The 24,121-nt window shown below is 58.4% G+C and carries 25 protein-coding genes; 14 read left to right on the top strand and 11 right to left on the bottom strand.

What is annotated here, in order from left to right:
* Positions 1 to 6 precede the first annotated feature (6 nt).
* Positions 7 to 1,896, bottom strand: coding sequence for a penicillin-binding protein 2 (gene mrdA / locus KGD89_RS11680; RefSeq protein WP_025259963.1), 1,890 nt, complete (start codon positions 1,894 to 1,896; stop codon positions 7 to 9).
* Between the two features lie 135 nt (positions 1,897 to 2,031).
* Positions 2,032 to 2,451, bottom strand: a complete 420-nt coding sequence (locus KGD89_RS11675; RefSeq protein ID WP_025259962.1) for a winged helix-turn-helix transcriptional regulator — start codon at positions 2,449 to 2,451, stop codon at positions 2,032 to 2,034.
* A gap of 90 nt (positions 2,452 to 2,541) precedes the next feature.
* On the opposite strand from KGD89_RS11675, the gene KGD89_RS11670 reads away from it, so the two are divergent.
* The 3 genes from KGD89_RS11670 to KGD89_RS11660 all read left to right on the top strand — a co-directional run bounded on the left by KGD89_RS11670 (position 2,542) and on the right by KGD89_RS11660 (position 4,166).
* Positions 2,542 to 3,399 (top strand): SDR family oxidoreductase, encoded by an 858-nt coding sequence (locus KGD89_RS11670; RefSeq protein WP_025259961.1) that lies wholly within the window; start codon positions 2,542 to 2,544, stop codon positions 3,397 to 3,399.
* A 99-nt stretch (positions 3,400 to 3,498) separates the two neighbouring features.
* Positions 3,499 to 3,798, top strand: coding sequence for an RcnB family protein (locus KGD89_RS11665; protein WP_025259960.1), 300 nt, complete (start codon positions 3,499 to 3,501; stop codon positions 3,796 to 3,798).
* Positions 3,799 to 3,869: 71 nt separating this feature from the next.
* Positions 3,870 to 4,166, top strand: a complete 297-nt coding sequence (locus tag KGD89_RS11660) for an RcnB family protein (protein ID WP_025259959.1) — start codon at positions 3,870 to 3,872, stop codon at positions 4,164 to 4,166.
* 19 nt (positions 4,167 to 4,185) lie between these two features.
* Here the strand turns inward: KGD89_RS11660 and KGD89_RS11655 are convergent, their stop codons facing one another.
* Complete coding sequence (locus KGD89_RS11655; RefSeq protein ID WP_025259958.1) at positions 4,186 to 4,668, bottom strand: Lrp/AsnC family transcriptional regulator; 483 nt, start codon at positions 4,666 to 4,668, stop codon at positions 4,186 to 4,188.
* Between the two features lie 166 nt (positions 4,669 to 4,834).
* Between KGD89_RS11655 and KGD89_RS11650 the strand changes: the two genes are divergently transcribed.
* The 4 genes from KGD89_RS11650 (at position 4,835) to KGD89_RS11635 (ending at position 6,678) form a co-directional block, all read left to right on the top strand.
* Positions 4,835 to 5,455 (top strand): LysE family translocator, encoded by a 621-nt coding sequence (locus KGD89_RS11650; protein ID WP_025259957.1) that lies wholly within the window; start codon positions 4,835 to 4,837, stop codon positions 5,453 to 5,455.
* Positions 5,456 to 5,603: 148 nt separating this feature from the next.
* Complete coding sequence (locus tag KGD89_RS11645) at positions 5,604 to 6,074, top strand: hypothetical protein (protein WP_025259956.1); 471 nt, start codon at positions 5,604 to 5,606, stop codon at positions 6,072 to 6,074.
* A 69-nt stretch (positions 6,075 to 6,143) separates the two neighbouring features.
* The gene (locus tag KGD89_RS11640) at positions 6,144 to 6,338 is read left to right on the top strand and encodes a hypothetical protein (protein WP_025259955.1); all 195 of its coding nucleotides are present in this window, start codon (positions 6,144 to 6,146) and stop codon (positions 6,336 to 6,338) included.
* Between the two features lie 115 nt (positions 6,339 to 6,453).
* Entirely contained in the window at positions 6,454 to 6,678 is a 225-nt protein-coding gene (locus KGD89_RS11635; RefSeq protein WP_025259954.1) for a hypothetical protein, read from the top strand.
* On the opposite strand, the gene KGD89_RS11630 is transcribed toward KGD89_RS11635, so the two are convergent.
* The 3 genes from KGD89_RS11630 to norR form a co-directional block, all read right to left on the bottom strand.
* Positions 6,644 to 8,122 carry an MFS transporter gene (locus tag KGD89_RS11630; protein WP_025259953.1) on the bottom strand — a complete coding sequence of 493 codons (1,479 nt, stop codon included), beginning with the start codon at positions 8,120 to 8,122 and terminating at the stop codon, positions 6,644 to 6,646. The genes KGD89_RS11635 and KGD89_RS11630 overlap by 35 nt on opposite strands.
* A 98-nt stretch (positions 8,123 to 8,220) precedes the next feature.
* Entirely contained in the window at positions 8,221 to 8,445 is a 225-nt protein-coding gene (locus KGD89_RS11625; RefSeq protein WP_038399834.1) for a DUF6555 family protein, read from the bottom strand.
* Between the two features lie 125 nt (positions 8,446 to 8,570).
* Positions 8,571 to 10,121, bottom strand: coding sequence for a nitric oxide reductase transcriptional regulator NorR (gene norR, locus KGD89_RS11620; RefSeq protein ID WP_025259952.1), 1,551 nt, complete (start codon positions 10,119 to 10,121; stop codon positions 8,571 to 8,573).
* Between the two features lie 418 nt (positions 10,122 to 10,539).
* On the opposite strand from norR, the gene KGD89_RS11615 reads away from it, so the two are divergent.
* The 3 genes from KGD89_RS11615 to KGD89_RS11605 all read left to right on the top strand — a co-directional run bounded on the left by KGD89_RS11615 (position 10,540) and on the right by KGD89_RS11605 (position 13,983).
* Complete coding sequence (locus tag KGD89_RS11615) at positions 10,540 to 11,280, top strand: SDR family oxidoreductase (RefSeq protein ID WP_025259951.1); 741 nt, start codon at positions 10,540 to 10,542, stop codon at positions 11,278 to 11,280.
* A 39-nt stretch (positions 11,281 to 11,319) separates the two neighbouring features.
* The gene (locus KGD89_RS11610) at positions 11,320 to 12,762 is read left to right on the top strand and encodes a glycosyltransferase family 39 protein (protein ID WP_025259950.1); all 1,443 of its coding nucleotides are present in this window, start codon (positions 11,320 to 11,322) and stop codon (positions 12,760 to 12,762) included.
* Between the two features lie 183 nt (positions 12,763 to 12,945).
* Positions 12,946 to 13,983, top strand: coding sequence for an LLM class flavin-dependent oxidoreductase (locus KGD89_RS11605; protein WP_025259949.1), 1,038 nt, complete (start codon positions 12,946 to 12,948; stop codon positions 13,981 to 13,983).
* A 65-nt stretch (positions 13,984 to 14,048) separates the two neighbouring features.
* Here KGD89_RS11605 and KGD89_RS11600 read toward each other — a convergent pair whose 3' ends face one another.
* The 5 genes from KGD89_RS11600 to glnT all read right to left on the bottom strand — a co-directional run bounded on the left by KGD89_RS11600 (position 14,049) and on the right by glnT (position 19,932).
* On the bottom strand, positions 14,049 to 15,374 hold the full coding sequence (locus KGD89_RS11600) for an ammonium transporter (protein WP_025259948.1): 1,326 nt from the start codon (positions 15,372 to 15,374) through the stop codon (positions 14,049 to 14,051).
* 155 nt (positions 15,375 to 15,529) lie between these two features.
* A complete protein-coding gene (locus KGD89_RS11595; protein ID WP_025259947.1) occupies positions 15,530 to 16,852 on the bottom strand; it encodes an FMN-binding glutamate synthase family protein in 1,323 nt (440 codons plus the stop codon).
* A gap of 15 nt (positions 16,853 to 16,867) precedes the next feature.
* Positions 16,868 to 17,551, bottom strand: a complete 684-nt coding sequence (locus KGD89_RS11590) for a GltB/FmdC/FwdC-like GXGXG domain-containing protein (RefSeq protein ID WP_025259946.1) — start codon at positions 17,549 to 17,551, stop codon at positions 16,868 to 16,870.
* An 11-nt stretch (positions 17,552 to 17,562) separates the two neighbouring features.
* Entirely contained in the window at positions 17,563 to 18,468 is a 906-nt protein-coding gene (locus KGD89_RS11585) for a class II glutamine amidotransferase (protein ID WP_025259945.1), read from the bottom strand.
* A 129-nt stretch (positions 18,469 to 18,597) separates the two neighbouring features.
* Positions 18,598 to 19,932 (bottom strand): type III glutamate--ammonia ligase, encoded by a 1,335-nt coding sequence (gene glnT, locus KGD89_RS11580; RefSeq protein ID WP_025259944.1) that lies wholly within the window; start codon positions 19,930 to 19,932, stop codon positions 18,598 to 18,600.
* A gap of 287 nt (positions 19,933 to 20,219) precedes the next feature.
* Between glnT and KGD89_RS11575 the strand changes: the two genes are divergently transcribed.
* From KGD89_RS11575 to KGD89_RS11560, 4 genes are all read left to right on the top strand, one after another.
* Entirely contained in the window at positions 20,220 to 20,825 is a 606-nt protein-coding gene (locus KGD89_RS11575) for a helix-turn-helix domain-containing protein (protein WP_025259943.1), read from the top strand.
* Positions 20,826 to 21,118: 293 nt separating this feature from the next.
* Positions 21,119 to 21,985 carry a formyltetrahydrofolate deformylase gene (purU, locus tag KGD89_RS11570; protein ID WP_025259942.1) on the top strand — a complete coding sequence of 289 codons (867 nt, stop codon included), beginning with the start codon at positions 21,119 to 21,121 and terminating at the stop codon, positions 21,983 to 21,985.
* Positions 21,982 to 22,887 (top strand): bifunctional methylenetetrahydrofolate dehydrogenase/methenyltetrahydrofolate cyclohydrolase FolD, encoded by a 906-nt coding sequence (gene folD, locus KGD89_RS11565; RefSeq protein WP_025259941.1) that lies wholly within the window; start codon positions 21,982 to 21,984, stop codon positions 22,885 to 22,887. Before purU ends, folD begins: the two co-directional genes overlap by 4 nt.
* The gene (locus KGD89_RS11560; protein ID WP_025259940.1) at positions 22,869 to 24,110 is read left to right on the top strand and encodes an FAD-dependent oxidoreductase; all 1,242 of its coding nucleotides are present in this window, start codon (positions 22,869 to 22,871) and stop codon (positions 24,108 to 24,110) included. Before folD ends, KGD89_RS11560 begins: the two co-directional genes overlap by 19 nt.
* Positions 24,111 to 24,121: the final 11 nt, after the last annotated feature.

Below are 24,121 nucleotides of genomic sequence, written 5' to 3'. Positions count from 1 at the left end.
ACATCCTCACGCATGGGGAGGACCTTCAGCCTTGCCCGGCGCTGCATATTGCGGCTTGAGCTTGCCGGCATCGTCCAGCAACCAGGCATCGAGGACTTCCCTGACCACAGGCCCCGCAACCCGGCCTCCCGCCTCGCCGTTCTCGATCATGACGGAAACCACGATTTTCGGATGCTCGGCCGGGGCGAAGCCGACGAACAAGGCGTTGTCCCGGTTGCGCTCCAGAGTCTTGAGGCGGTTGTATCGCTCACCCTGCTTGATCGCCACCACCTGCGCGGTGCCGCTCTTGCCAGCGATGTGATACTGCACGCCCTTGGCCGCGTCACGGGCAATTCCACGCGGATCGTGCATGACCATTTGCATGCCCAGATTGACCTGATTCCATTCGTTCGGATCATGCAGCACGATATTGGGCATCGGATGTTCATCCACCGGCGCCACATTCCCCACCTCGACAGCCAAGTGCGGACGATGCCAGACGCCCTTGCTGGCGATCAATGAAGTCGCCTGAGCCAGTTGCAGCGGCGTGACCTGCATGTAGCCCTGGCCAATGCCCAGAATCACTGTTTCGCCGGGGAACCAGGCCTGACGGCGCGTCGCCCGCTTCCACTCCCGCGAAGGCATCAGACCTGCAGATTCCTCGAACATGTCCAGCGAGACTTTCTGGCCCAGACCGAACATGGCCATGTAGTCATGCAGGCGGTCGATGCCCAGCTTGTGGGCCAGGGTGTAGAAATAGGTGTCGTTGGAACGCATGATCGCGGTGTCCATGTCCACCCAGCCATCGCCGCTGTGGTTCCAGTTACGGTATTTGTGATCGAAATCCGGCAACTGGAAATACCCAGGATCGAACACCCGGGTAGAAGCATTGACCACGCCTGTATCAAGCCCGGCAATCGCCACCTCGGGCTTGACCGTCGAACCGGGCGCATACAGGCCCCGCAGCACCCGGTTGAACAATGGCCGGTCGATGGAATCACGCAGCGCGGCGTACTGCTTGAAGCTGATGCCGGTCACGAACAGATTGGGGTCGAAGCTGGGTTTGCTGACCATCGCCAGCACTTCACCCGTTGCAGGGTCCAGCGCCACCACCGAACCACGGCGATCACCCAGAGCCTTCTCGGCCGCCTCCTGCAAATGCACATCCAGGCTCAGGGTGATGTTCTTGCCCGGGGTCGGATCGGTGTGCTTGAGCACTCGTAATACACGGCCCTGGGCATTGGTCTCGACTTCTTCATAGCCCACATGCCCATGCAGTTCGGACTCGTAGAAACGCTCGATGCCGGTCTTGCCTATGGACTGGGTGCCACGGTAATCGGTGTCCAGCTGTTTGGATTCTTTCTCGTTGATACGCCCGACATAGCCAATCGAATGAGCAAAGTGCGCACCGAGGGGATAGTGGCGAATGAACTGCGGCGCCACATCGACACCCGGCAAGCGGAACTGATTGACCGCCAGCAAGGCGATCTGCTCTTCAGTCAATTCGTAGAGCAAGGTGGCGGGTTCAAACGGGTGGCGTACCTGTTTCAGCTCTTTCTCGAAGAGGATGCGGTCCTCGTCGGGGAGCGACAGGATGCTCATCAACTCGTCGATGACCTTGTGCCAGTCGTTGGCACGCTCGCGGGTCAGGGTCAGATTGAAGCTGGGACGGTTGTCGGCCAGCACCACGCCATTGCGGTCATAGATCAAGCCGCGCTCCGGCGGTATCGGCAGCACATGCACCCGATTGTTTTCGGAGATGGTGGAGTGATAGTCGAACTCGATGACTTGCAGAAAGTACATGCGAGCGATCAGGCAACAACTCAATGTTATGACCAGCAACGCACAGGCCACTACACGCAAATTGACCAGGCGACTCTCTGTCTCATGATCCTTCAGAGGAATGGGATTGGGCATTTCTACAGCTTCTCGGTAATGACAAACGGCGCGCACGACATATGTAAGTAAATATTACGGCGCGCACGATACCAAGAAGTTGAGGGTTGCAGGGGATTGTCTGCCGAGAGGAAGCACCACGCCCCAACAGAGGAACTACTCCAGCAGCGGCTCGGCCGTGGCTTCACGGGCCTGCATGATGCGTGGCATGTTTCCTTCTATCCAGCGAGCCATGGTTTCGACCTGCAAGGCGATCTCCTCCCCCATGGGCGTCAGGCGATACTCGACATGAGGCGGCACCACCGGCAAGGACTTGCGGTCCACAAAGCCATCGTATTCCAGATTCTGCAGGGTCTGGGCGAGCATTTTTTCGCTGACGCCACCGATCTTGCGGCGGATCTCGCTGAAACGATGGGTTCCATCGCGCAACACCACCAGCACCAATACCCCCCAGCGGCTGCACACATGACTGAGCACACTGCGTGACGGGCACTCGGCGGCCATCAGCTCACCCTGACGCCCGCAGATAGCGTTCGATGACTCGGAAGACCGAGGGTCACTTAGAAGGTGGCTCATATACTTACCTTTTAGTCAGTACTTACGAAAGGTTAGCTTAAAGTTTATGCTGGCCTTTCACTTCAATTCAATGAGCTAAAGGGTCCACTCATGATCGTCGTCACAGGTGCAACCGGCCAGCTTGGCCGTCTCGTCATTGAACAACTGCTCAAGCGCGTTCCGGCTTCAACGATCGTCGCGGCTGTACGCAGCCCGGAAAAAGCCGCCGACCTCGCGGCGCTGGGCGTGCAGATTCGCCATGCGGACTATTCGCAGCCTTCTACGCTCGACGGTGCCCTGGCCGGTGCGCACACGGTGCTGCTGATCTCGTCCAGCGAAGTAGGCCAGCGCCTGCCACAGCACCAGGCCGTGATCGACGCCGCCAAACGTGCCGATGTCAAATTGCTAGCCTACACCAGCCTTCTCCATGCCGATACTTCTGTATTGGGCCTGGCACAAGAGCACACCGAAACCGAAAGTGCCTTGCGCGACAGCGGCCTACCTACCGTTATTCTGCGCAATGGCTGGTACCACGAAAACTACACAGCAGGCATCCCTGCAGCCCTGGGCCTCGGTTCGGTCTATGGATGCGCAGGCGATGGCCTCATCAGTTCGGCAGCCCGCCAGGACTATGCAGAAGCCGCCGCAGTGGTCCTGACTTCAAACGAGAACCAGGCAGGTCGTGTCTACGAGCTGGCTGGCGATGAGTCCTACACCCTGACCGACTTCGCCGCGCAGTTGTCGCAACAGAGCGGAAAAACCCTGCCTTACGTGAACCTCACACAGGCCGATTATCAGGGCGCGCTGGAAAACGCCGGTTTGCCCCAACCGATTGCTCACCTGCTGGCCGATTCCGACAGCGGCGCATCCAAAGGCGCGCTCTATGATGACAGCCGTCAGCTCAGCACTCTCACAGGCCGCGCCACCACGCCGGTATCAGTGAGCATTGCTGCTGCCCTGGCTGGATAATCAAGGGCGTCATATCCAATCGAATGTTTTACGGTGACCAGGGTCCCAGTCTATGCAACCGGCATAAAGCCATGAATCAATAGACTGGGAGTCTCTGACATGAACAGCAAATCGTTGATCGCCTGTATGGCCCTGCTGGGCTGCTTCTCTTTCACCAGCCTGCCTGTACAGGCGGAGCAGAAAGTCGAAGAGTCCGCAGACAACATGCACGAACTGGAACTGGGCTCACGGGCACCGCAGCAATTCCAGCGCCCCGACGCCGCCATCAGCGACTGGAAAAGCAAAGGCCTCGCCGAGCCCGCCAAAGAAAGCCAGTGGGTGCGGATCAATGACAAATATGTCCGCGTGCAGATCACCAATGGGCAAATCGTCGATATCGTTCCTGTCTCGAAAAAGTAACCCACCGAATGATTTGCAATGTAGCAGCTCCCAGTGCATAAACCCACCATTCACCGGACCGGGAGCCTGACATGAATAGCAAATCATTGACCGCCTGCATGGCACTGCTGGGCTGCTTCGCCATCACCACCCTGCCCACTCAGGCGGCACAACGGGTTGAAGCATCCAGCACCATCTATCAGGAACTGGACGTCGGCTCACTGGTGCCACAAAGATTCCAGAGCTCCAAGGCCGCCATGGACGACTGGAAAGCCAAAGGCCTGAAGTCACCAGGTATCAATAGCCAGTGGGTGCGCATTCAGGACAAATACGCCCTTGTGCAGATCAGTACCGGCAAAGTTCTGGAGATTGTCGAAGCGCCGAGATGAACAGTCAGAGCACACGCCCTCAGGCTTGAGGGCCTTTGACAGGGAAGGATACAAAAGGCTTGATCTCCTTGAGCACGAACATGCTCTGCATTTCCTTGATACCAGGTAACCTCCGGATGGCGGTCATGGCAAAGTCGGCAAACGAATCCAGATCCCGCGCCACCACCTGCAACAGGAAATCCGCATCGCCACCGATGCTGTAACACGCCACCACATCCTCCAGTTGCATGACCTCCTGCTCGAACTTCTTCGCTTCGGCCTCGCTGTGGCTGTCGATACTGACCCGTATGAACACCATGACACCGAGCCCGATCTTGCGTCGGTCCAGCACCGCCTTGTAACTCAGGATATAGCGATGTTCTTCCAGTTGTTTTACCCGGCGCCAGCAGGGTGAAGCCGACATACCGAGATGCTCGGCCAGGGTCTGGTTGGTGACCCTGCCATCCTGCTGCAAAGCCGTGAGAATCCGGACATCTGTCAGACTCAGCGCTTGATCGGTCATAAATTCCACATTTCGATATCAAACAGGTAGCTTCTACCTGTTTCAGCGTAACAAGCAATAAAAACAGACAAGTTTTCCCCGAGTGAAGGACGTAGCATTTTTCGACCTCGAAGCGACACGACTTCCGAGGAGCGGATTACAGGCTCGCCCCCTTCAGGAGATAAACATGCTGGATATGACCCAAATACTGACTTATTCGGCTGCCCTGGGCATTGCCGCCGCCATTCCCGGCCCCGGTATGGCAGCACTGGTAGCGCGCAGCGTCAGTGGCGGCACGCTTTCAGGCTTTTGCCTGCTGTGCGGGCTGATCCTGGGTGATTTGACCTACCTATCGTTTGCAGTCTTCGGGCTGGCACTCATCGCCGAGCACTTCAACGCGCTGTTTCAGGTGGTGCGCTGGGGCGCGGCCCTGTATCTCTGCTATCTGGCCTGGCAGTTCTGGTTCGCCGACCATCAGGCCATGGAGTCAGGCAAGAAAACCGCAAAGAAGGAGTTGCTGTCCGCAGCCCTCTCCGGGCTGACCATCACGCTGAGCAATCCGAAAACCATCGCCTTCTACCTGGCGCTTCTGCCGCTGGCCATCAATCTGGAAGCTGTCTCGTTAAAAACCTGGGCGCTGGTGCTGGTTCCGCTTACCGTCCTGGTGCTACTGGCTTTCGGAGCGCTGTTCATTTTTGCAGCCGTCCGAATCCGCCATTTACTCTCGGGCCAGTCCGCTCAGCGAAAGCTGTTTCGCGGCGCAGCGGCAATCATGCTGATGGCCGCTGCATCGATGCTGGCCCGTTGACTCCCGTGAAATGATGGGCCCGGATCAATCTGGCCCCCGATAGCCATTTGGGCAGCCAAAACCATTGCTTTTTCCCGCGCTTGGCCTCCAAATACTGTTTCATCAATGTTACATCTTCATCGACTACCCATTTGCCGAGTTTCGCTCCATGTCCAGATCTCTTGCCATCGTCCTTGCCTGTGTATTTTCAACCGCCGTTCAGGCCGCCTGCCCTGCTGGCACTCCAGTCGATACGGCACGCTGGATCTACACCAATCACCATGATTTCTATGTCAGTGGCAAAGGTGGACCGGAGTATCTGTCCAAGAACTTGCTGGGCCTGCTGAAGAAGGACTGGAGTTGCCAGCAGCCAGGCGACCAGTGCGCGATCAGCGCCGATCCTTGGACCGGAACCCAGGATAACGAGGTCATCCAGGCGACCGAGTGGAAGCTGGTGTCCAGTTCCGACAAACAGGCCGTGGTCGAGATGGTTTATCCGCTGGGCGCGAGCACCCAGAGCACTCGCCTGCTGCTGGCCAGGAACCCGGGCGGGCAATGCTGGGTGCTGGACAACCTTCAAGGACCGGACGATGTATCTCTGGTGCAGACCCTGCAGGATTTCCCCTACGAGGGAGACTGAGCAAAGCTGAGACTTGAAATAACGGCCCGCTATGGGTATCAAAGACATTTGCCCCAAAGAGCGAGAACCATGAACACCTTTGAGCAATCGATTATTGAAGCCGCGCAGGACGCCACGCCCAATAACACCGATGCCGAGCGCGCCGCAGCCAAGGCGGACGCCATTGAAGCCGTAGCGCAGATCATGTCTACCACCAGCGGCCTTGAACGCACCCGTGCGCTGGCTGAACTGCTGGATTCGTATTCGGAATCCGACGAGCTGTGAGCGGTTGACAAAATAAACTAAAGCACTGTGCCACTATTGCCGATATACAGAACATACACTCCAACGGACGGGGCTCAATCAAACCATTGGCACGCAACTGCTGGAGTAGAAGCTGGTGCAAATCGAACCACTGAAAGACATTCAGGAGTATTTGCAACGGACAGCGAACGATCTGGAGCAGGTGTCAATGAATCTGGCAGGCCACGTCATGTACCTGCAACACACCTTCCGCCCGACCGAAATGCTTGAAGTCAGCGCCAATATCGAAGGCTTGCAGGCTTCGGTCCAGGATCTGCGCGGCGTTGTCAGGCTGATCGATCAGACGCCTCCTGCCCTCTGACCTGTGAAAGGGGCCGGGCAACCTCCTCCAGCGACTTGCGCTCGGCTGCCGCGCCCCAGATGGCCTGCACCAGAGCAGCGATCATCATCAGCCCAGCCCCGATCAGATAGCCGATGAGCACATTGTCGCGATCCTGGGTTTCTATCAGTTGGCCGAACAGCGTCGGGCCAATGATGCCTCCCAGGCCAGTGCCAAAGGCATAGAACACGGCAATGGCCAAGGCACGAATCTCCAGCGGGAAAGTTTCCGACACGGTCAGGTAAGCAGAACTGGCAGCGGCCGAGGCAAAAAAGAAGATCACCATCCAGGCAATGGCCTGCTGTCTGACATCCAGCAGCCCTTGAGCAAACAGATAACCACTGATGGTCAGCAGCACACCGGCAATCGCGTAAGTGGAGCTGATCATGATCCGCCGCCCGATGACATCGAACAGTCTCCCCAGCAGCAGCGGCCCGCAGAAATTACCCAGCGCCAAAGGCAGCACATACCAGCCGACCTGTGCTGACGGGACACCATAGAACTCGGTGAGCACCAGGGCGTAGGTAAAGAAAATCGCGTTGTAGAAAAAGGCCTGGGCCGTCAACAGGGTCAGCCCGACCAGTGAACGCTGACGGAAAGTCACCAGCAGGGTTCGGGCTATTTCCCCCAGCGGCGTGTGATCTCGTGCCTGCAAACGCAACGGTCGACCTTGTGGCTCGGGCAGTACATGCCCCTGACGACGCATATCGGCTTCGATCCGCTCCACGATACGCCTGGCTTCTTCGGGTCGATCATGGATCAGCAGCCAGCGCGGGCTTTCCGGCAGCCAGAGACGCATCAGCAGGATAAACAGTCCGAGAATGGCGCCAATGCCGAAACACAGCCGCCAACCCAATTCGCCTCCCAGCCACTGCGGGTCCAGCAGCAGGATCGAACCACCGGCGCCAAGGGCTGCGCCCAGCCAGAACGTCCCATTGATACTCAGGTCCACCCAACCGCGGTAGCGGGCGGGCGTGAACTCCTGAATGGTCGAATTGATTGCGGTGTATTCACCGCCAATGCCCATGCCGGTCAAAAAGCGAAACAGCAGGAAGCTCCACAGATTGAATGAAAACGCTGTGGCGGCTGTAGCCCCCACATACAGCAGCAAGGTGATGAAAAACAGCTTGCGACGCCCGAGGCGGTCGGTCAGCCAACCGAAGAACAGTGCACCCAGCACCGCACCGGTGATGTACACCGCACCGGCCAGGCCGATATCACTGTTGGAGAGCTTGAGAACCGGGCTGTCTTTCAGAGCACCCGCCACAGAGCCGGCCAGGGTCACCTCCAAGCCGTCAAGCAGCCAGGTGATCCCCAAGGCTATTACCAGCAAAGTATGAAACCGGCCCCACGGCAACCGATCCAGCCGCGCAGGCAGATCCGTCTCGAAGACACGCCCCTGCCGGGATTGCGGAATGGTGGTCATGGCCGGCTTCACTCAAGGAAAATTCATGCATCAGGATAAGCGCATCAGGCAGGATCAAAACCCGCCCGATGCAGCAATAACGACAACTAAGCGGGCTATCAGGTTTTTACCCACTCAACATTGGTGATGCCAAAATGTTCAGCATGTGGCTTCGTTACACGGGGTACTTTCTCCAGTCGGTATTTGGGAATACGAGCCAGACCGGCGTCTACACTTGCGTGGTGCCATGCCTCGGCGTTGTCCATATTATCGGCACGGATATAAAAACTCTTGAACGTTCCGTTTAATAAGTAATCAATCCGGTAGTGTTTGGGCAGTGCCATTATTAGGCTATACCTCTTGTGTTGTGACTATGGACTAGAGATGACACAAAACCGAACCAGAAAATTCATTCTTTTTTAATAACAGGCGACCAGTGAACCCATATTGTCTGACACCAGGACAATACTCAGCGAACTCCCAAACGTTTGGCAAGACGACTCAAGTTTGCCCGATCCACCGATAATTCCCGCGCCACCTCGACCCATTTGCCTTGATGCCGCTCAAGCGCATCGACAATCAATGCTCGCTGATAAGCGTCCACAGCCTCCTTGAGCCCCTGCCCTGCGGCGATCGCAAGGCCCGCGTCCGGCACACTGGCCACCGGTGTGCCTGGCAGTTGATCGTCGAGCCCAAGGGCATGGGCTTCGATGGTCAGGATCCGCGGCCTGTCCGCATGGCCAGACAAGGCCTTGAGAACCGCACGGCTGATCAAGTGCTCCAGTTCACGCACATTGCCGGGCCATGCATGGGCAAGCAACAGCTTCTGGGCCTCGGCATTGAGTCGCAGGCTGCGCAGCCCCATGCGCATGCGGTTCTCTTCCAGGAAATAGCCGGCCAGCAGCAACACATCACGCCCCCGCTCGCGCAGAGGCGGCACGTGCAGAGGATAGACGCTCAGCCGATGGTAGAGATCAGCGCGGAAACGCCCTGACCGGACTTCCTCGGCCAGATCCCGGTTGGTAGCGGCGATGATGCGCACATCCACACGATGTTCCTGATCAGAGCCGACCCGCTGCAACTGGCCGCTTTGCAGTACACGCAGCAGCTTTGACTGTACCGGCAGCGGCAACTCGCCCACCTCATCCAGAAACAGCGTGCCGCCGTCAGCCAGCTCGAACTTGCCGCTACGACCATTGACCGCACCGGAGAACGCGCCCTTGACGTGTCCGAACAGTTCGCTTTCTACCAGGGTTTCAGGCAGGGCCGCGCAGTTGAGACTGATCAAGGGCTTGTGCGCCCTTGAGGAATGCAAGTGGATCGACTCGGCGACCAACTCCTTGCCGACCCCGGTTTCGCCGGTGACCAGCACGGTCAGCGGGCTGTTGCCGACCAGCTGTATTTCCTGCTGCATACGCCTGTGCGCAGCACTCTGGCCGATCAGTTCACGCGGTGCCCGACCGCCTGCTGCCCGTTTGTAGACCTCGGCCAGTTGCCGCTGCTCTTCATAGTTGCGACCCAACTGGCTGATCCGGTCACTGGCCATGACGGTTGCAGCAGCCAGGCTGGCAAATGCCTGCAGATTCTCAAGGTCCACACTGCCGAAACTGGAAGGGTCCAGAGAGTCCAGAGTGATAAGCCCCCAGGGCTTGTCCTGAAAATACAGCGCGCATCCCAGACAGTCATGCACCTCCAGTTGGCCATGCCCTTCCACCAGACCGTCATAAGGGTCAGGCAGGTCGCAATCCATGGAGAAACGCACCGGTCCCTGGCTTTCCAGCAGTATCCTGAGCCGGGGATGCTCCTGCACCCGGAACCGGCGCCCCAGAGTGTCAGGGCTCAAACCATCGACAGCCAGCGGGATCAGTACATCGTCTTCAAGCCTGAGCAATGCCACGGCATCGCAAGGCAGCCATTGGCGCAAGGCATGCAACAGGCGTCGATAGCGCTCCTCTTGCGGCAGCTCGCGGGTGAGGTCGGCCACCAGAGGCACCAACGCCGACAGCAAGAGATTGGTCATTACGACTCCTGAACCATGGCCGAAAACGGGTCATTATGACTCCTCGCAGTGTTAATGCGACATTTATATTCCATAACAGGACGTCTCTCTCCCTTTACAACTAACGTCTATGGATGGGAATAAATGTTAAATAGCTGAAACAGTTCAGCCGTTATACCAAGCCATTTTTCTCCAGGATTTTCTGACGCCAGCCCGATGACGAAATGGCTATACCCCCTTTAACTTTATTGAAGTGGCATTCGTTCACTTTCGTTCCATAGTGTTCACAAAGCTTAACAAAGTGCTCTCCATGCCCGTCATTCAAGGGCGAACCCTTGCTAGTTACGCCTTTAGTTATGGATCTTGAAGAGCGCTTTATTAAATCAGGCGTTGCTTTGCCATGTCCGCTGATCTCCCGCCTCTGGAAACGAGTGGCTCTATGAAACGAATCCTTATTATCGGCGCTACATCCTCCATCGCCATTGCCTGCGCCCGGCTATGGGCCGTACAGGGCTGTGATTTCTTTCTGGTGGGACGCAATGTCAGCAAGCTGCACGCCACCGCAGCCGACCTCAGAACCAGAGGCGCAAAGAACATCACGCTGCATGAAATGGACGCCACGCATTTTGCCGAACACCCGAAAATGCTCATCGACTGCCTCACGGCGCTGGGCCAGATCGATGTGGCCCTGATTGCCCATGGCACCCTGCCCGACCAGCAAGCCTGCGAGCAGAATGTGGGGCTGATGCTCCAGGAGTTCATCACCAATGCCGCGACGGTAATTGCCCTGCTGACCTTGCTGGCCAGGCAATTCGAATTGCAGCGCAACGGCAGTCTGGCGGTGATTTCTTCCGTGGCGGGTGACCGGGGCCGGCCTTCCAATTATCTGTACGGCTCGGCCAAGGCAGCCGTCTCGACATTCAGCGAAGGTCTACAGGCCCGTCTGTTCAAGGTCGGCGTGCATGTAATGATCATCAAACCAGGCTTTGTCGATACGCCCATGACCCGTGGCATGTCGCTACCTGCGGCACTGGTCGCGCAACCCGGGCAGGTCGCTGACCGCATCGTCAGCGGTATCGAGCGCAAGACGACGGTCCTCTATGCACCGGGTTTCTGGGCCTTGCTCATGTGGGTGATCCGTTCGATTCCCCAGCCACTGTTCAAAAGGCTCGATCTGTAACTCAAGCGCCATCCCTCACTTGCCCCCGAGACCCCTTCCATGAGCCCGGACAAAAACCAGCGCGCTTCATCATTGCTCCCTATCATTCCCCTGCTGCTGGTATGTGCCGCGATTGCCGCAAGCTTTGTCGCCTCCAGCGGCCCGATCCAGTGGCGGGACAACGGCCTGTTGCTGGTCGATGCCAGTCAGGGTCAGTACTTCAGCCAGTCACTTGGCCCGGTGGAACATCCCCTCTATCGGTTCGTCACGACGCTGTTCTTCCAGTTATTCGGCCCTCAGACCTTGAGCCTGCTCAACTCGATGCTTCTGCTGCCGCTGGCCTGGATCATCTATCGGCTGGCCACGAGCGCAGGCGCCACCTCACGGCAGGCCATGCTCGCCGCCGTGGTCAGCGTGCTGTCCCATGCCGTGTTCTGGGTATCGACCAAGGCAGATGTGTATGTGCTGCATACCTTGCTGATGCTGATGGCCTACTGGGTGCAGTTCAGTGCAGGAGCGCGCCTGGGCGATTCCAGGAAGCTGCTTGTGATCGGCCTGCTGACCGGGCTTGGTGCGGCGACTCACCAACTGACCTTTGTGGTGCTGCTGCCGCTCTACATCCAGTTGCTGTACCGGCACAGGCTGCGCACTCTGATGACCCTGCCAGGTTTCATTGCGGGTATCGCTGTCGCCTTGCCAGCCATCGTCCATGACCTGCAGGTCCCGATGAGCATGCTGGAAACAGGCCGCCGCTACTTCACCGGTTCGTCCGCCATTGTGGGTGACATCAACCGGGAAGGCAGTCTGCTGCGCTTCGATATCATGTGGTACGAGAAAAAATCCGTAGGCTTGTTGCTGCTCTCATTGCTGGGGCCGCAACTGTTGGGGCTGCTCGTCTTTCCCCGTGGCAAAAGGCTGCGACTGCTGTGGAGCGCAGGGTTGCTGAATCTGGTGTTCGCGGCTTCATACAACGTGACCGATCGCTTTGTCTTCTTCCTGCCCGGCGTGGCGCTGTTCAGCATTCTGGGCGTGATTCAGCTTCAGGCGCTACTGGCCCGCTGTCGCATGAGAACTGCCCTGCTGAACCTGTCGACACTGACCTCACCCATCGTGATTCTGTTCGTCTACTTTCTCTACAGCAGTGGCCTGATCCGCTTGCCGACGCATATCGAGGCGCTGCCGTTTCGCGATGACATTCATTACTTCATGGCGCCTTACCTGCCGGATCGATCCGCCGAGCGCTTCGTGCGAGTCTATGAAGCCTCGGTGCCCGAAGGCGCGCTATTGATTGCCGACCCAGAGCCCATGGGTGCCATGCGTTCGGCCCAGTCATTCGGCCTGCTGCGCGGGCGCAAACTGGCGATATGCAGTGAAGCCGCGCAGATCCATTCCTACCTCGATGCCCGCGGCGCGTACCTGACCCGCCTGAGCTACTGCGCCATGATTGCCGAGCAATACCGGCTGGAAAGCTGGACGCCAGGCTATGCGCTGCACATGAAGTGAGTTTCCTGGTGGAGAAGCCGACCCTCACCAAAAAATACTTGCACAGAAAGTATTACGGTATACCATCAGACAAAACAGGCTGACCCACACGTCTGAGCTGCATCACCACACAGCATTGCGGTATACCAAAAAAATATCGGCTCCGCCCTTCTGAGGCGCCACGATTGAACCGAGGTGAGTGTCATGAAATTTTCGTTGTTCGTGCACATGGAACGCTGGGATGAGCAAGTCAGCCATCGCCAGTTGTTCGAGGACCTGACCGAACTGACGCTGCTGGCCGAAAAAGGCGGATTCAGTACCGTCTGGATCGGCGAACACCATGCAATGGAATACACCATTTCTCCAAGCCCGATGCCGCTGCTGGCCTATCTCGCTGCCAGAACCAGCACTATCCACCTGGGCGCAGGCACTATCATTGCTCCGTTCTGGCACCCGTTGCGGGTAGCCGGCGAATGCGCGCTGCTGGATGTCATCAGCAATGGGCGCATGGAAGTGGGTCTGGCTCGCGGCGCCTATCAGGTCGAGTTCGATCGCATGGCGGGTGGCATGCCAGCCTCTGAAGGCGGCAAGGCCCTTCGTGAAATGGTCCCCGTGGTCAAGGCCCTGTGGCAAGGCGACTATGCGCACGACGGCGATATCTGGAAATTCCCCACCTCCACCTGTGTGCCGAAACCGGTCAATACGCCACCGATGTGGATCGCCGCCCGCGACCCGGATTCCCACAACTTTGCGGTGCAGAACGGCTGCAACGTCATGGTCACGCCGCTGATGAAAGGCGATGAAGAGGTTCTGGACCTGAAGAACAAGTTCCAGGCCGCGCTGGACAACAACCCAAGCGTCCCTCGCCCGCAATTGATGGTCCTGCGCCACACCCACGTCCACACTGCTGACGAGCCCGAAGGCTGGAAAGTCGGCGCGACCGCGATCTCGAAGTTCTATCGCACCTTCGATGCCTGGTTCGGCAACAAGCAGACACCGGTCAATGGCTTTCTGGCGCCAAGCCCGGAAGAGAAATTCAAGGAACGCCCGGAGTTCGAGCTGGAAAACATCCGCAAGAACACCATGATCGGCACGCCGGAAGAAATCATCCCGCGCATCCGTTACTACCAGGAACTGGGCGTCGATGAGTTCAGCTTCTGGTGTGACAACAGCCTGTCGCACGCCGAGAAGAAGAAATCGCTGGAACTGTTCATCAAGCACGTAATACCAGCGTTTCGCTGAGTCGTCTGCAGGAGCGGATTTATCCGCGAAAATCGCGAATGAATTCGCTCCTGCTTCAACTTCCTTTAATGGTTATAAGCACGCTCATTGTGCTCGGCCAGATCCAGCCCCATCTCTTCCACCGATTCATGAGCACGCAAGCCGATCAGGGCGTTGACGAGCTTGAGAATCCCCCAGCTGACCACGAAGCAATAAACCGTGGTGAACAGCACACCCTTGATCTGCGCGATGACCTGAGCGCCCATGCTCACATCCGGCACCAGACCGCCCATCGACGGTAAACAGAACACACCGGTCAGCACCGCACCGATCATGCCGCCCACACCGTGCAGGCCGAATACATCCAGGCTGTCGTCATAGCCCAGGCGCTTCTTCAGGACGGTCACGCTCAAGTAGCAGAACACGCCACACAACAAGCCGATTGCCAGGGCTCCGCCGACACCGACATAGGCGCAAGCCGGAGTAATCCCCACCAGGCCGGCCAATGCGCCGCTGGCCAGACCCAATGCGCTGGGCTTGCCGACCTTGAACCACTCGGTAAACATCCAGCCCAGAATACCGGCGCAAGCGCCTACCTGAGTATTGAGCATGACGATGCCCGACGTGCCGCTCAGGCCGCCGCCTGAGCCGATGTTGAAACCGAACCAGCCGACCCACAGCATCGCCGCACCGGCCATGGTCAGGCTCAGGTTATGCGCAGGCATTGGCGTGTTCTGATAGCCCTTGCGCTTGCCCAGCACCAGACAGGCCGCCAGTGCCGCAACCCCGGCATTGATATGCACGGCGGTGCCGCCCGCAAAGTCCAGCACGCCCCAGTTATGCATCAAGGCCCCCGCTCCGCCCCAGACCATGTGCGCCACCGGCGCGTAGACCAGAGTGAACCAGATCGCCATGAACAGCAGCGCTGCCGAGAACTTCATGCGCTCGGCAAAGGCACCTGCAATCAGTGCCGGGGTGATGATGGCGAAAGTCATCTGGAAGGTCACGAACACCCCTTCAGGAATCTCGCCCACCAGACTGTCCGGCGTCATGCCCGCCAGAAAGACACGGCTCAGGCCGCCGACAAAGCTGTTGAAGGTCACTTCACCTTCAACCATGTTGCTGGTGTCGACCACCATGCTGTAGCCGTAGATGATCCACAACACACCCACCAGCCCTGCAATACCGAAACACTGGGTAAACAACGAAAGCATGTTCTTGGCCCGCACCAGACCGCCATAAAACAGCGCCAGGCCAGGCAGGCACATGAACAGCACCAGCACGGCGGCGGTGATCATCCAGGCGGTGCTGCCGGTATTGAGAACAGGGGTTTCGGCCGCCAGGGCCAGAGGAGAAAAAGCGCCGACTGCCAGTAACGCCAGAAGGGATTTGCCGATAGGACGATTAACCATTATCAAAGCTCCTGCATGGGAATGGAAAGTGTCGGGCAGAAAGCAGAGTGGCTTGAAACTGCGGGCCTTTGCGGCCTCTTTATAGATAAAACTCCGTAGGAGCGAATCGGGCGGCGCTCCGCACATTCGCGAATAAATTCGCTCCTACGGGGGGATCAGTACTGCTGACCTGGAATCCAGCTGGTTCCGGCCAAAGGCACTCGCGCCATGGCTGCAGACTCCACCGTCAGCGCCACCAGATCCTCGGGATCGAGGTTGTGCAGGTGCGACTTGCCGCAGGCGCGGGCCATGGTCTGGGCTTCCAGCACCAATACACGCAAGTAATTTGCCAGACGACGCCCGCCTTCGACCGGGTCCAGACGCTTGGACAGTTCCGGGTCCTGAGTGGTGATACCTGCCGGGTCGCGGCCGTTCTGCCAGTCGTCGTAGAAACCGGCCGCCGAGCCGATCTTCTTCAACTCCTCGTCCAGACGCGGATGGTTATCGCCCAGCGCAATCAGCGCCGCCGTGCCGATGGCAACCGCATCGGCACCGAGGGCCATGGCCTTGGCCACGTCGGCACCGTTACGAATGCCGCCGGACACGATCAGTTGCACCTTGCGATGCATGCCCATTTCCTGCAACGCCTGAACGGCCTGAGGAATGGCTGGCAGAATCGGGATGCCCACGTGTTCGATGAACACCTCCTGAGTCGCCGCCGTACCGCCTTGCATGCCATCGAGCACAATCACATCCGCACCGGCCTTGACTGCCAGCTTGACGTCGTAATACGGGCGGCTCGCACCGATCTTCACGTAGATCGGCTTTTCCCAGTCGGTGATTTCGCGGATCTCGGCAATCTTGATTGCCAGATCGTCCGGGCCGGTCCAGTCCGGGTGACGGCAGGCCGAACGCTGATCGACACCGATGGGCAGCGTCCGCATGCCCGCAACGCGCTCAGTGACCTTCATGCCCAGCAGCATGCCGCCACCACCCGGTTTGGCGCCCTGCCCCAGCACGATTTCGATGGCATCGGCCTTGCGCAGATCATCAGGGTTCATGCCATAGCGCGATGGCAGGTATTGATAGACCAGGTGCTGGGACTGACCGCGCTCTTCCGGGGTCATGCCGCCGTCACCGGTGGTGGTGCTGGTACCTGCGATGGTCGCGCCACGGCCCAGTGCTTCCTTGGCATTGGCCGACAAGGCACCAAAGCTCATACCCGCGATAGTCACCGGAATCTTCAGGTGGATCGGCTTCTTGGCGAAACGATTGCCAAGGATGACATCGGTCCCGCACTTCTCGCGATAGCCTTCCAGCGGGTAGCGGGAAACGCTGGCGCCGAGCAGCAGCAGGTCATCGAAATGCGGAAGCTTGCGTTTGGTGCCGCCACCGCGAATGTCGTAGATGCCGGTTTCAGCAGCACGCTGGATTTCCTGAATGGTCAGGCGGTCGAAGGTCGCGGACTCGCGCAGGACTGGAGTTGGTTTGTCACTCATGATGATGCTCCTGGATCAGTACGCGGAGGCGTTATCGACTTTGAAGTTGTAGAGCTGACGGGCCGAGCCGTAGCGTTTGAAATCGGCGGCCTTTTCATTGAAACCGGCGCGATTGAGCAGCTCTTGCAGCTCTTCCAGATGCTCCGGGCGCATCTCTTTCTCGATGCAGTCGGAACCCAGGGACTCCACGCTGCCTTTGACGAAAATCTTCGTTTCGTACAGCGAATCGCCCAGTGCATCGCCTGCATCGCCACAGACCACCAGCCGACCGGCCTGGCCCATGAAGCAGCTCATGTGGCCAATGCTGCCGCCGACCACGATGTCGATACCCTTCATGGAAATGCCGCAACGAGCACCCGCATCACCTTCGATGACCAGCAAACCGCCATGAGCAGTCGCGCCCGCAGCTTGTGAGGCGCTGCCTTTGACCCGCACATAACCGGACATCATGTTTTCGGCACACCCGACGCCGACGTTGCCATGCACGGTGATCGAGGCCTTCTGGTTCATGCCGGCGCAGTAATAGCCGGCGTGCCCCTGAATATCCACGGACACCGCTTCGTTGACGCCAACCGCCAGGTTGTGAGCGCCGTTGGGATGGGTCACGACCCACTCGCGTTCCTCGAGTTGTCTGACTTGATCGTGCAGCGCCTGATTGAGGTCACGCACGCTGGCAGTGGAAAGATCGATGGTTTTCATGTGCGTGCTCCTTAAGCCGACTCGCGTTCCCAGATGTACATGGTGGCGGGAACAGGTTCCCAGACTTTGGCCTTCTCGATCCCCGGCAGGCTCGACAGCGCCTGATATTCCGAAGCCATCGCGACGTAATCATCGGTCTCGGCGAGAATCGCCGGCTTGCAGGCAATCGGGTCGCGAATCACAGCAAAGCCGTTGCGGGTGCCGATGGCAAAGGTGAAGAAGCCATCCAGTGCTTCCAGCGAGCTGTCCAGCGCGGTCTTCAGGGAATCGCCCTGCTGAAGGCGCCAGGCCAGATAACCGGCGGCGACTTCCGTGTCGTTCTCGGTGTCGAAGTTGATCCCTTCGCGGCGCAGTTCCTGACGCAGACGAAAGTGGTTGGAGAGCGAGCCGTTGTGTACCAGGCACAGGTCGGCGCCGGTGGAAAACGGGTGACTGCCTTCCATGGTCACGGCGCTTTCAGTGGCCATGCGCGTGTGGCCGATGATGTGGCTGCCTTTCATGCTGCTCAGGCCAAAACGCTCGGAAATCTCTTTCGGCAAGCCCATGCCCTTGAGGATTTCGATGCTCTTGCCCGCGCTCATGATGCGCACGGTCGGTGCCAGCTCACCCAGAGCCGCACGCACAACGGCTTCTTCAGCCTGGATCTTCAGCACCACGGCGCTCGCATTCTGGAACCAGTCCAGTGACGCGCCGAGTTTGCCTTCCAGCGCCGCGATCAGCGCCTTGAAGTCGTACCCTTCGGTGGTGGCCTGCAAGGTCAGCTTGACCCAGCCATCGGTCACTTCATCCCCATAAATCGCAAACCCGGCACTGTCAGGACCACGATCGGTCATCGCTTCAAGCATCGGCTCGAACAGCTTTCCGAGCTGGGACTCCAGCGCCGGGTTTTTCAGGTACAAACCAACAATTCCGCACATAGGGGCAGTCTCACTTCGCGAGGAAAGCTGCAAGCCATAAGCTGCAAGCTGTCCGGGTTAATTGAAAATCCTGTGTCCGCCGCCGACTGCTTTTACTTGCAGCTTGCAGCTAAAAACTTGCAGCTGAATTCAAAAAAATTCCGTATACCGCTTCACTTCCCAGTCGCTGACGTGGCGGCTGTATTCCACCCATTCCATGCGTTTGAGCTTGATGAATTCGCCAACGATTTCGTTGCCCAGCACTTCGGCGAACAACGGGTCGGCTTCCAGGGCGTCGCAGGCTTCCTTGAGGGATTGCGGCAGGGTCTTGATGCCTCGTGCGGCGATTTCTTCCAGGCTCAGCTTGTAGAGGTTTTCATTGCAGACGGTGTCGATCGTCAGTTGCCGATCAATACCGTCCAGGCCTGCGGCGATGATCGCGGCACTGACCAGATACGGGTTGCAACCGGCGTCCGGCAGGCGGAATTCGAGACGGCCATAAGGCACTCGCACCATGGCCGAGCGGTTGTTGGCGCCAAAGGCGATAAAGGCCGGAGCCCAGGTCGCACCGGACAACGAGTTACCCACCACCAGACGCTTGTAGGAGTTGACCGTCGGTGCCGCAAAGGCACACAGGGCCGGGCCGTGGGCCAGTAGCCCGGCGGCGAAGTGGTAAGCCATTTTCGACAGGCCCATGCCGCTCGGGTCGCTGGCGTCATGGAACATGTTCTTGTTGGTGGCGCTGCTGATCGACAGATGAAAGTGCATGCCGTTACCGGCGCGCTTGGGATCGGGCTTTGGCATGAACGAGCAGATCATGCCCATGTCATTGGCGATCTCGCCGGCCGCCATGCGGAAGAAAGTGAAGCGGTCCGCCGACTCCATGGCATCGCTGTAGGTGTAATTGATCTCGAACTGGCCGTTGGCGTCTTCGTGGTCGATCTGGTAGATGTCGAAACCCACTGGCTGTAAGGCTTCGGTCAAGCGCTCAAGGAATTCCCGGGAACGTGACAGGCCTTTGTAGTCGTAGCACGGTTTGTCCAGGCTATCGCTGTTGTCCACCAGTTGCAGGCTGCCCGCCGCATCGCGTTTGAACAGACTGAATTCAGGTTCCAGGCCGGTATTGAGGGTCCAGCCCCGCTGGCTGAGGCGCTCGACCTGCTGTTGCAACACGTAACGACTGTCATAAGGCCAGGGCTTGCCTTCGACGTGACCGATACACACCACCCGGCCATAACCCGGCTGCCAGGGCACCGGCGTCAGCGAAGAGAGATCGCCCTTGGCCATGAAATCCGGGCCATGAGGCTCCATGCCCATGCCACAGATGGCGAAACCGGCAAAACCGGCGCCATCTTCGATCACCATCTCCAGGCCCGAGACAGGAACCGATTTGGTCTTGGAGGAGCCATGGATATCCACGAACTGAGCCAGCACGTACTTGATGCCGTGCTCCTCGATCAGACGCTGTGTTTCTGTTGGCAACATGAGACTTGTCTCCTGGCGAAAGCAAAACGTTGAGGTGGGGACCGCTGTTCACTTCCTGCCGGAACACTTATTCCGATCAGGAAAATTACTTTCCCTTCAGGAATGCAAAGCCCTTGCCATCTTGGTATACCAAAAGTCGAATTCAGCCAAAGGCGGAATTTCCGCTGTATATATGGGAAACTCGTTTTCCTTGAGGGAATAAACCGACGCACGCCACTGCGCGGACAGGGATCTCGCACATTCATGGTGCGAAATAAAAATTATTGAGCGGAAACCGTGCAAAGCCGATGAATATGCCGAACGAACCCCAACCCAAGCTGAAGCTTGAGCAATACCTGGGTATCCAGATCAAGCGCCAGCGTCAGGCCCAGGAATTGAAACTGGCCGACGTGGCCCGTATCGCCGGCATCAGCCAGGGCATGTTGAGCAAGATCGAAAACGCTCAGGTGTCCACCAGCCTGGATAACCTCAGCCGCCTGTGCGACGTGTTGGGCATGCCCATGTCCAAACTGTTCAGCCAGTACGATCAACAAGGCAGCAGCGCGCTGTTGGTCAAGGCCGATGAAGGGCTGGAAGTGGTGAGGCGTGGAACCGAGAAAGGCCACACCTATCACCTGCTCAACCACACACGCGGGCCGAAGAAAAGTTTCGAGGCCTACATGGTGACCATGGACGATGCCAGCGAAGAGTTCCCGACCTTCTCCCACCCTGGCACCGAATTCCTGCACCTGCTGGAAGGTGAGCTGATCTATCGCCATGGCAATCAGGTGTATCGCATGGAGGCTGGAGACAGCCTGACCTTCGACGGCGAGATTCCTCATGGGCCGGAACAGCTGGTGCAAGTGCCGATTCGTCTGTTGTCGATCATGAACTATGGGGCACAGGGCGAGTGAGTTAACAGTCGGCCTTCCTCTGAACCTTTTTCGCGAATGAATTCGCTCCTATGCAGGCTGTGTAGGAGCAATCGGGCGGCGCTCCGTTTATTCGCGAAAGCCCATCACAAAAATTTCCCCACAGTTAAAAAAGTTTCCAAAAACCTCTGGACGCTACAGATTCTTTCGCCTATAAAACGCCATCTGTGAATATTTAATTCCCATCAGGAATTTTTATTCATCCGCAAAAATAATGTTCACCCCCGAATATTTCGCCCTGCGCTGAGCTGCCGCCACTTTCCAGAGGACAAGCCATGCAACACGAAAAGAACCATTTCATCCTCAAGATCAGTTGCCCGGCGACTTCCGGCATTGTCGCGGCGGTGACTTCCTATCTGGCAGACAACCAGTGCTACATCGGTGAAATGGCCCAGTTCGATGACGAGTTCAGCGGCAAATTCTTCATGCGTGCGGTGTTTCGCTTCAACGATGGTCATCAAGGCGATATCCAGCAGCTCAAGGACGGTTTCGACGCCGTCGCCAGTGACTTTTCCATGCAGTGGGAACTGCACGACACGCGCCACCCCATGCGCGTACTGTTGATGGTCAGCAAGTTCGACCATTGCCTGACCGACCTTCTGTATCGCTACCACAAAGGCGAGATGGACATGACCATCACCGCCATCGTCTCCAACCATCTGGACCTGCGCCCGATGGCCGAGCGTGAAGGCATTCGTTTCATCTACCTGCCGGTTACCAAGGAAATCAAGGCCCAGCAGGAAGCGGCGCTGATGAAAGTGGTCGATGAAACCGGCACCGAACTGGTGGTGCTCGCCCGCTACATGCAGATCCTTTCCGATGACCTGTGCCAGCAACTGTCGGGCCGGGCAATCAATATCCATCACTCCTTTCTGCCCGCTTTCAAGGGCGCCAAGCCTTATCACCAGGCTTACGAACGTGGCGTGAAACTGATCGGCGCAACCGCGCATTACGTCACCAGCGACCTGGACGAAGGGCCGATCATCGAGCAGGAGGTGCAGCGTGTGGATCACGTCTACCTGCCTGACGATCTGGTGGCCGCTGGCCGCAATACCGAGACCATTGCGCTGTCCAGGGCGGTGAAATACCACCTTGAGCATCGTGTGTTCCTCAACACGGACAGAACGGTGATCTTCAGGTGAACACTTCAAAACTGATTGATGGCAAGGCGGCTGCAGGTCGAGTGCTGCAGCAGGTCAAAGCCGATGTCCAGCGACTCAAGACCGAGGGCATAGAGCCTGCGCTGGCGGTGATTCTGGTGGGGGAAGACCCGGCCAGTCAGGTCTATGTGCGCAACAAGATCCTGCGCGCCGAGGAAGCCGGCATTCACTCGCTGGAATACCGACTCTCTGCGGACAGCTCCCAGGCCCGCTTGCTGGCGCTGATCAGCGAGTTGAATGCAGACCCGAAGGTCAACGGCATCCTGCTGCAACTGCCACTGCCGCCCCATATCGAAGAAGCCCGGGCCTTGCAGGCCATCGACCCGTGCAAGGACGTGGACGGTTTTCACAGTGAAAACGTCGGCGGTCTGAGCCAGGGCCGCGATGTGCTGACCCCCTGCACGCCCAGTGGCTGCATGCAGTTGCTGGAGGACACCTGTGGTGATCTCACCGGCAAGCATGCGGTGGTGATCGGCCGCTCCAATATCGTCGGCAAACCCATGGCCGCCCTGCTGCTCAAGGCTCACTGCTCGGTGACTGTCGTGCATTCGCGCAGTGCCGACGCCAGGGCCCTGTGCCTACTGGCCGATATCGTGGTCGCGGCTGTCGGTCGCCCGCGCATGATCGATGCCGGTTGGCTCAAGCCCGGCGCCGTGGTGATCGACGTCGGCATCAACCGCATCCAGGACAACGGCCGCAGCCGTCTGGTCGGCGATGTGGATTTCGACAGCGCGCTGTCCAGAGTCTCGGCCATTACTCCCGTGCCGGGTGGCGTCGGCCCCATGACCATTGCCTTTCTCATGAAAAACACCGTGACCGCTGCCCGTCAGCAGGCCCAAGCGCAACGTAGCCAATCGGAGGCCGTATGCCTTTCAATCTATTGAAGTACGGGCTCAGCTCGGAGTATCCGGTCGAGGTGGATCTGCCTGCGCCCAAGGAACTCAAAACCTCTTATGACGTGGTGATCATCGGCGGTGGCGGTCACGGCCTGGCCACTGCGTACTACCTGTCGAAGTACCACGGCATCACCAATATCGCCGTGCTGGAAAAAGGCTACCTGGGCGGTGGCAACACAGCACGCAACACAGCCGTCATCCGCTCCAATTACCTCACCAGCGAAGGCGTGCGTTTCTACGCCGAATCGGTGCGGATGTTTGAAGGCCTGTCCAACGAGTTCGACTTCAACATCATGTACTCCCATCGCGGGCAACTCACCCTGGCGCATACCGACGCGACGGTGCGTTCGTTCCGCCAGCGCGCCGAGGTCAACAAGCATTTCGGTGGCCGTACCGAAATGATCGACCGCCAGCAGATCCGTGAACTGGTGCCTTCCCTCAACCTCGATCCGGGCCATCTGCCGGTGATCGCCGGTCTGTGGCACATCGACGGCGCCACCGCCCGGCATGACGCCGTGGCCTGGGGTTATGCCAAGCAGGCGGCCAAGCGTGGCGTAGAGATCCATCAGCTCACCGAAGTTCAGGAGCTGGTCATTGAAAACGGCACCATTACCGCCGTGAAGACCAATCGCGGCACCATCAAATGCGGCTGCGCAGTGCAGGCGGTGGCGGGCATGAGTTCGCAATTGATGAAGAAAGCCGGGATTCGCTCACCGATCCAGACCTTCCCGCTGCAAGCCATGGTGACCCAACCGTTCAAACCCTTTCTCGACCCGCTGGTGAGTTCATCGGCCCTGCATTGCTACGTGCAGCAGACCAGTCGCGGCGAAGTGGTGTTTGGCGGCGGCTCCGATCCTTACCCGCTGTTCAATACCCGCTCCACCCTGGACCTCAAGGAAAGCCTGCTGGCCCACGCCATCGAGATGTTCCCGTTCCTGGCCAATGCAAAGTTGATGCGCCAGTGGGCCGGGATCACCGACATGACCCCGGACTACAGCCCGATCATGGGCCTTTCGCCGGTAAAGAATTATTACCTGGATGCAGGCTGGGGCACCTGGGGCTTCAAGGCCACGCCCATCTGCGGCAAGACCATGGCGGAACTCGTGGCCAGCGGCGGCAAGGTGCCGGACCTGATCAAACCCTTTGGCCTGGAACGTTTCTCGACCTTCCGGCAAGTCAACGAAATGGGCGCGACAGCGGCCAGCCACTGACGGAGAGCGAC

The sequence above is a fragment of the Pseudomonas cichorii genome (genome assembly GCF_018343775.1).
GTDB lineage: Bacteria > Pseudomonadota > Gammaproteobacteria > Pseudomonadales > Pseudomonadaceae > Aquipseudomonas > Aquipseudomonas cichorii.
This window is presented reverse-complemented; position numbering and strand designations above follow the sequence as displayed.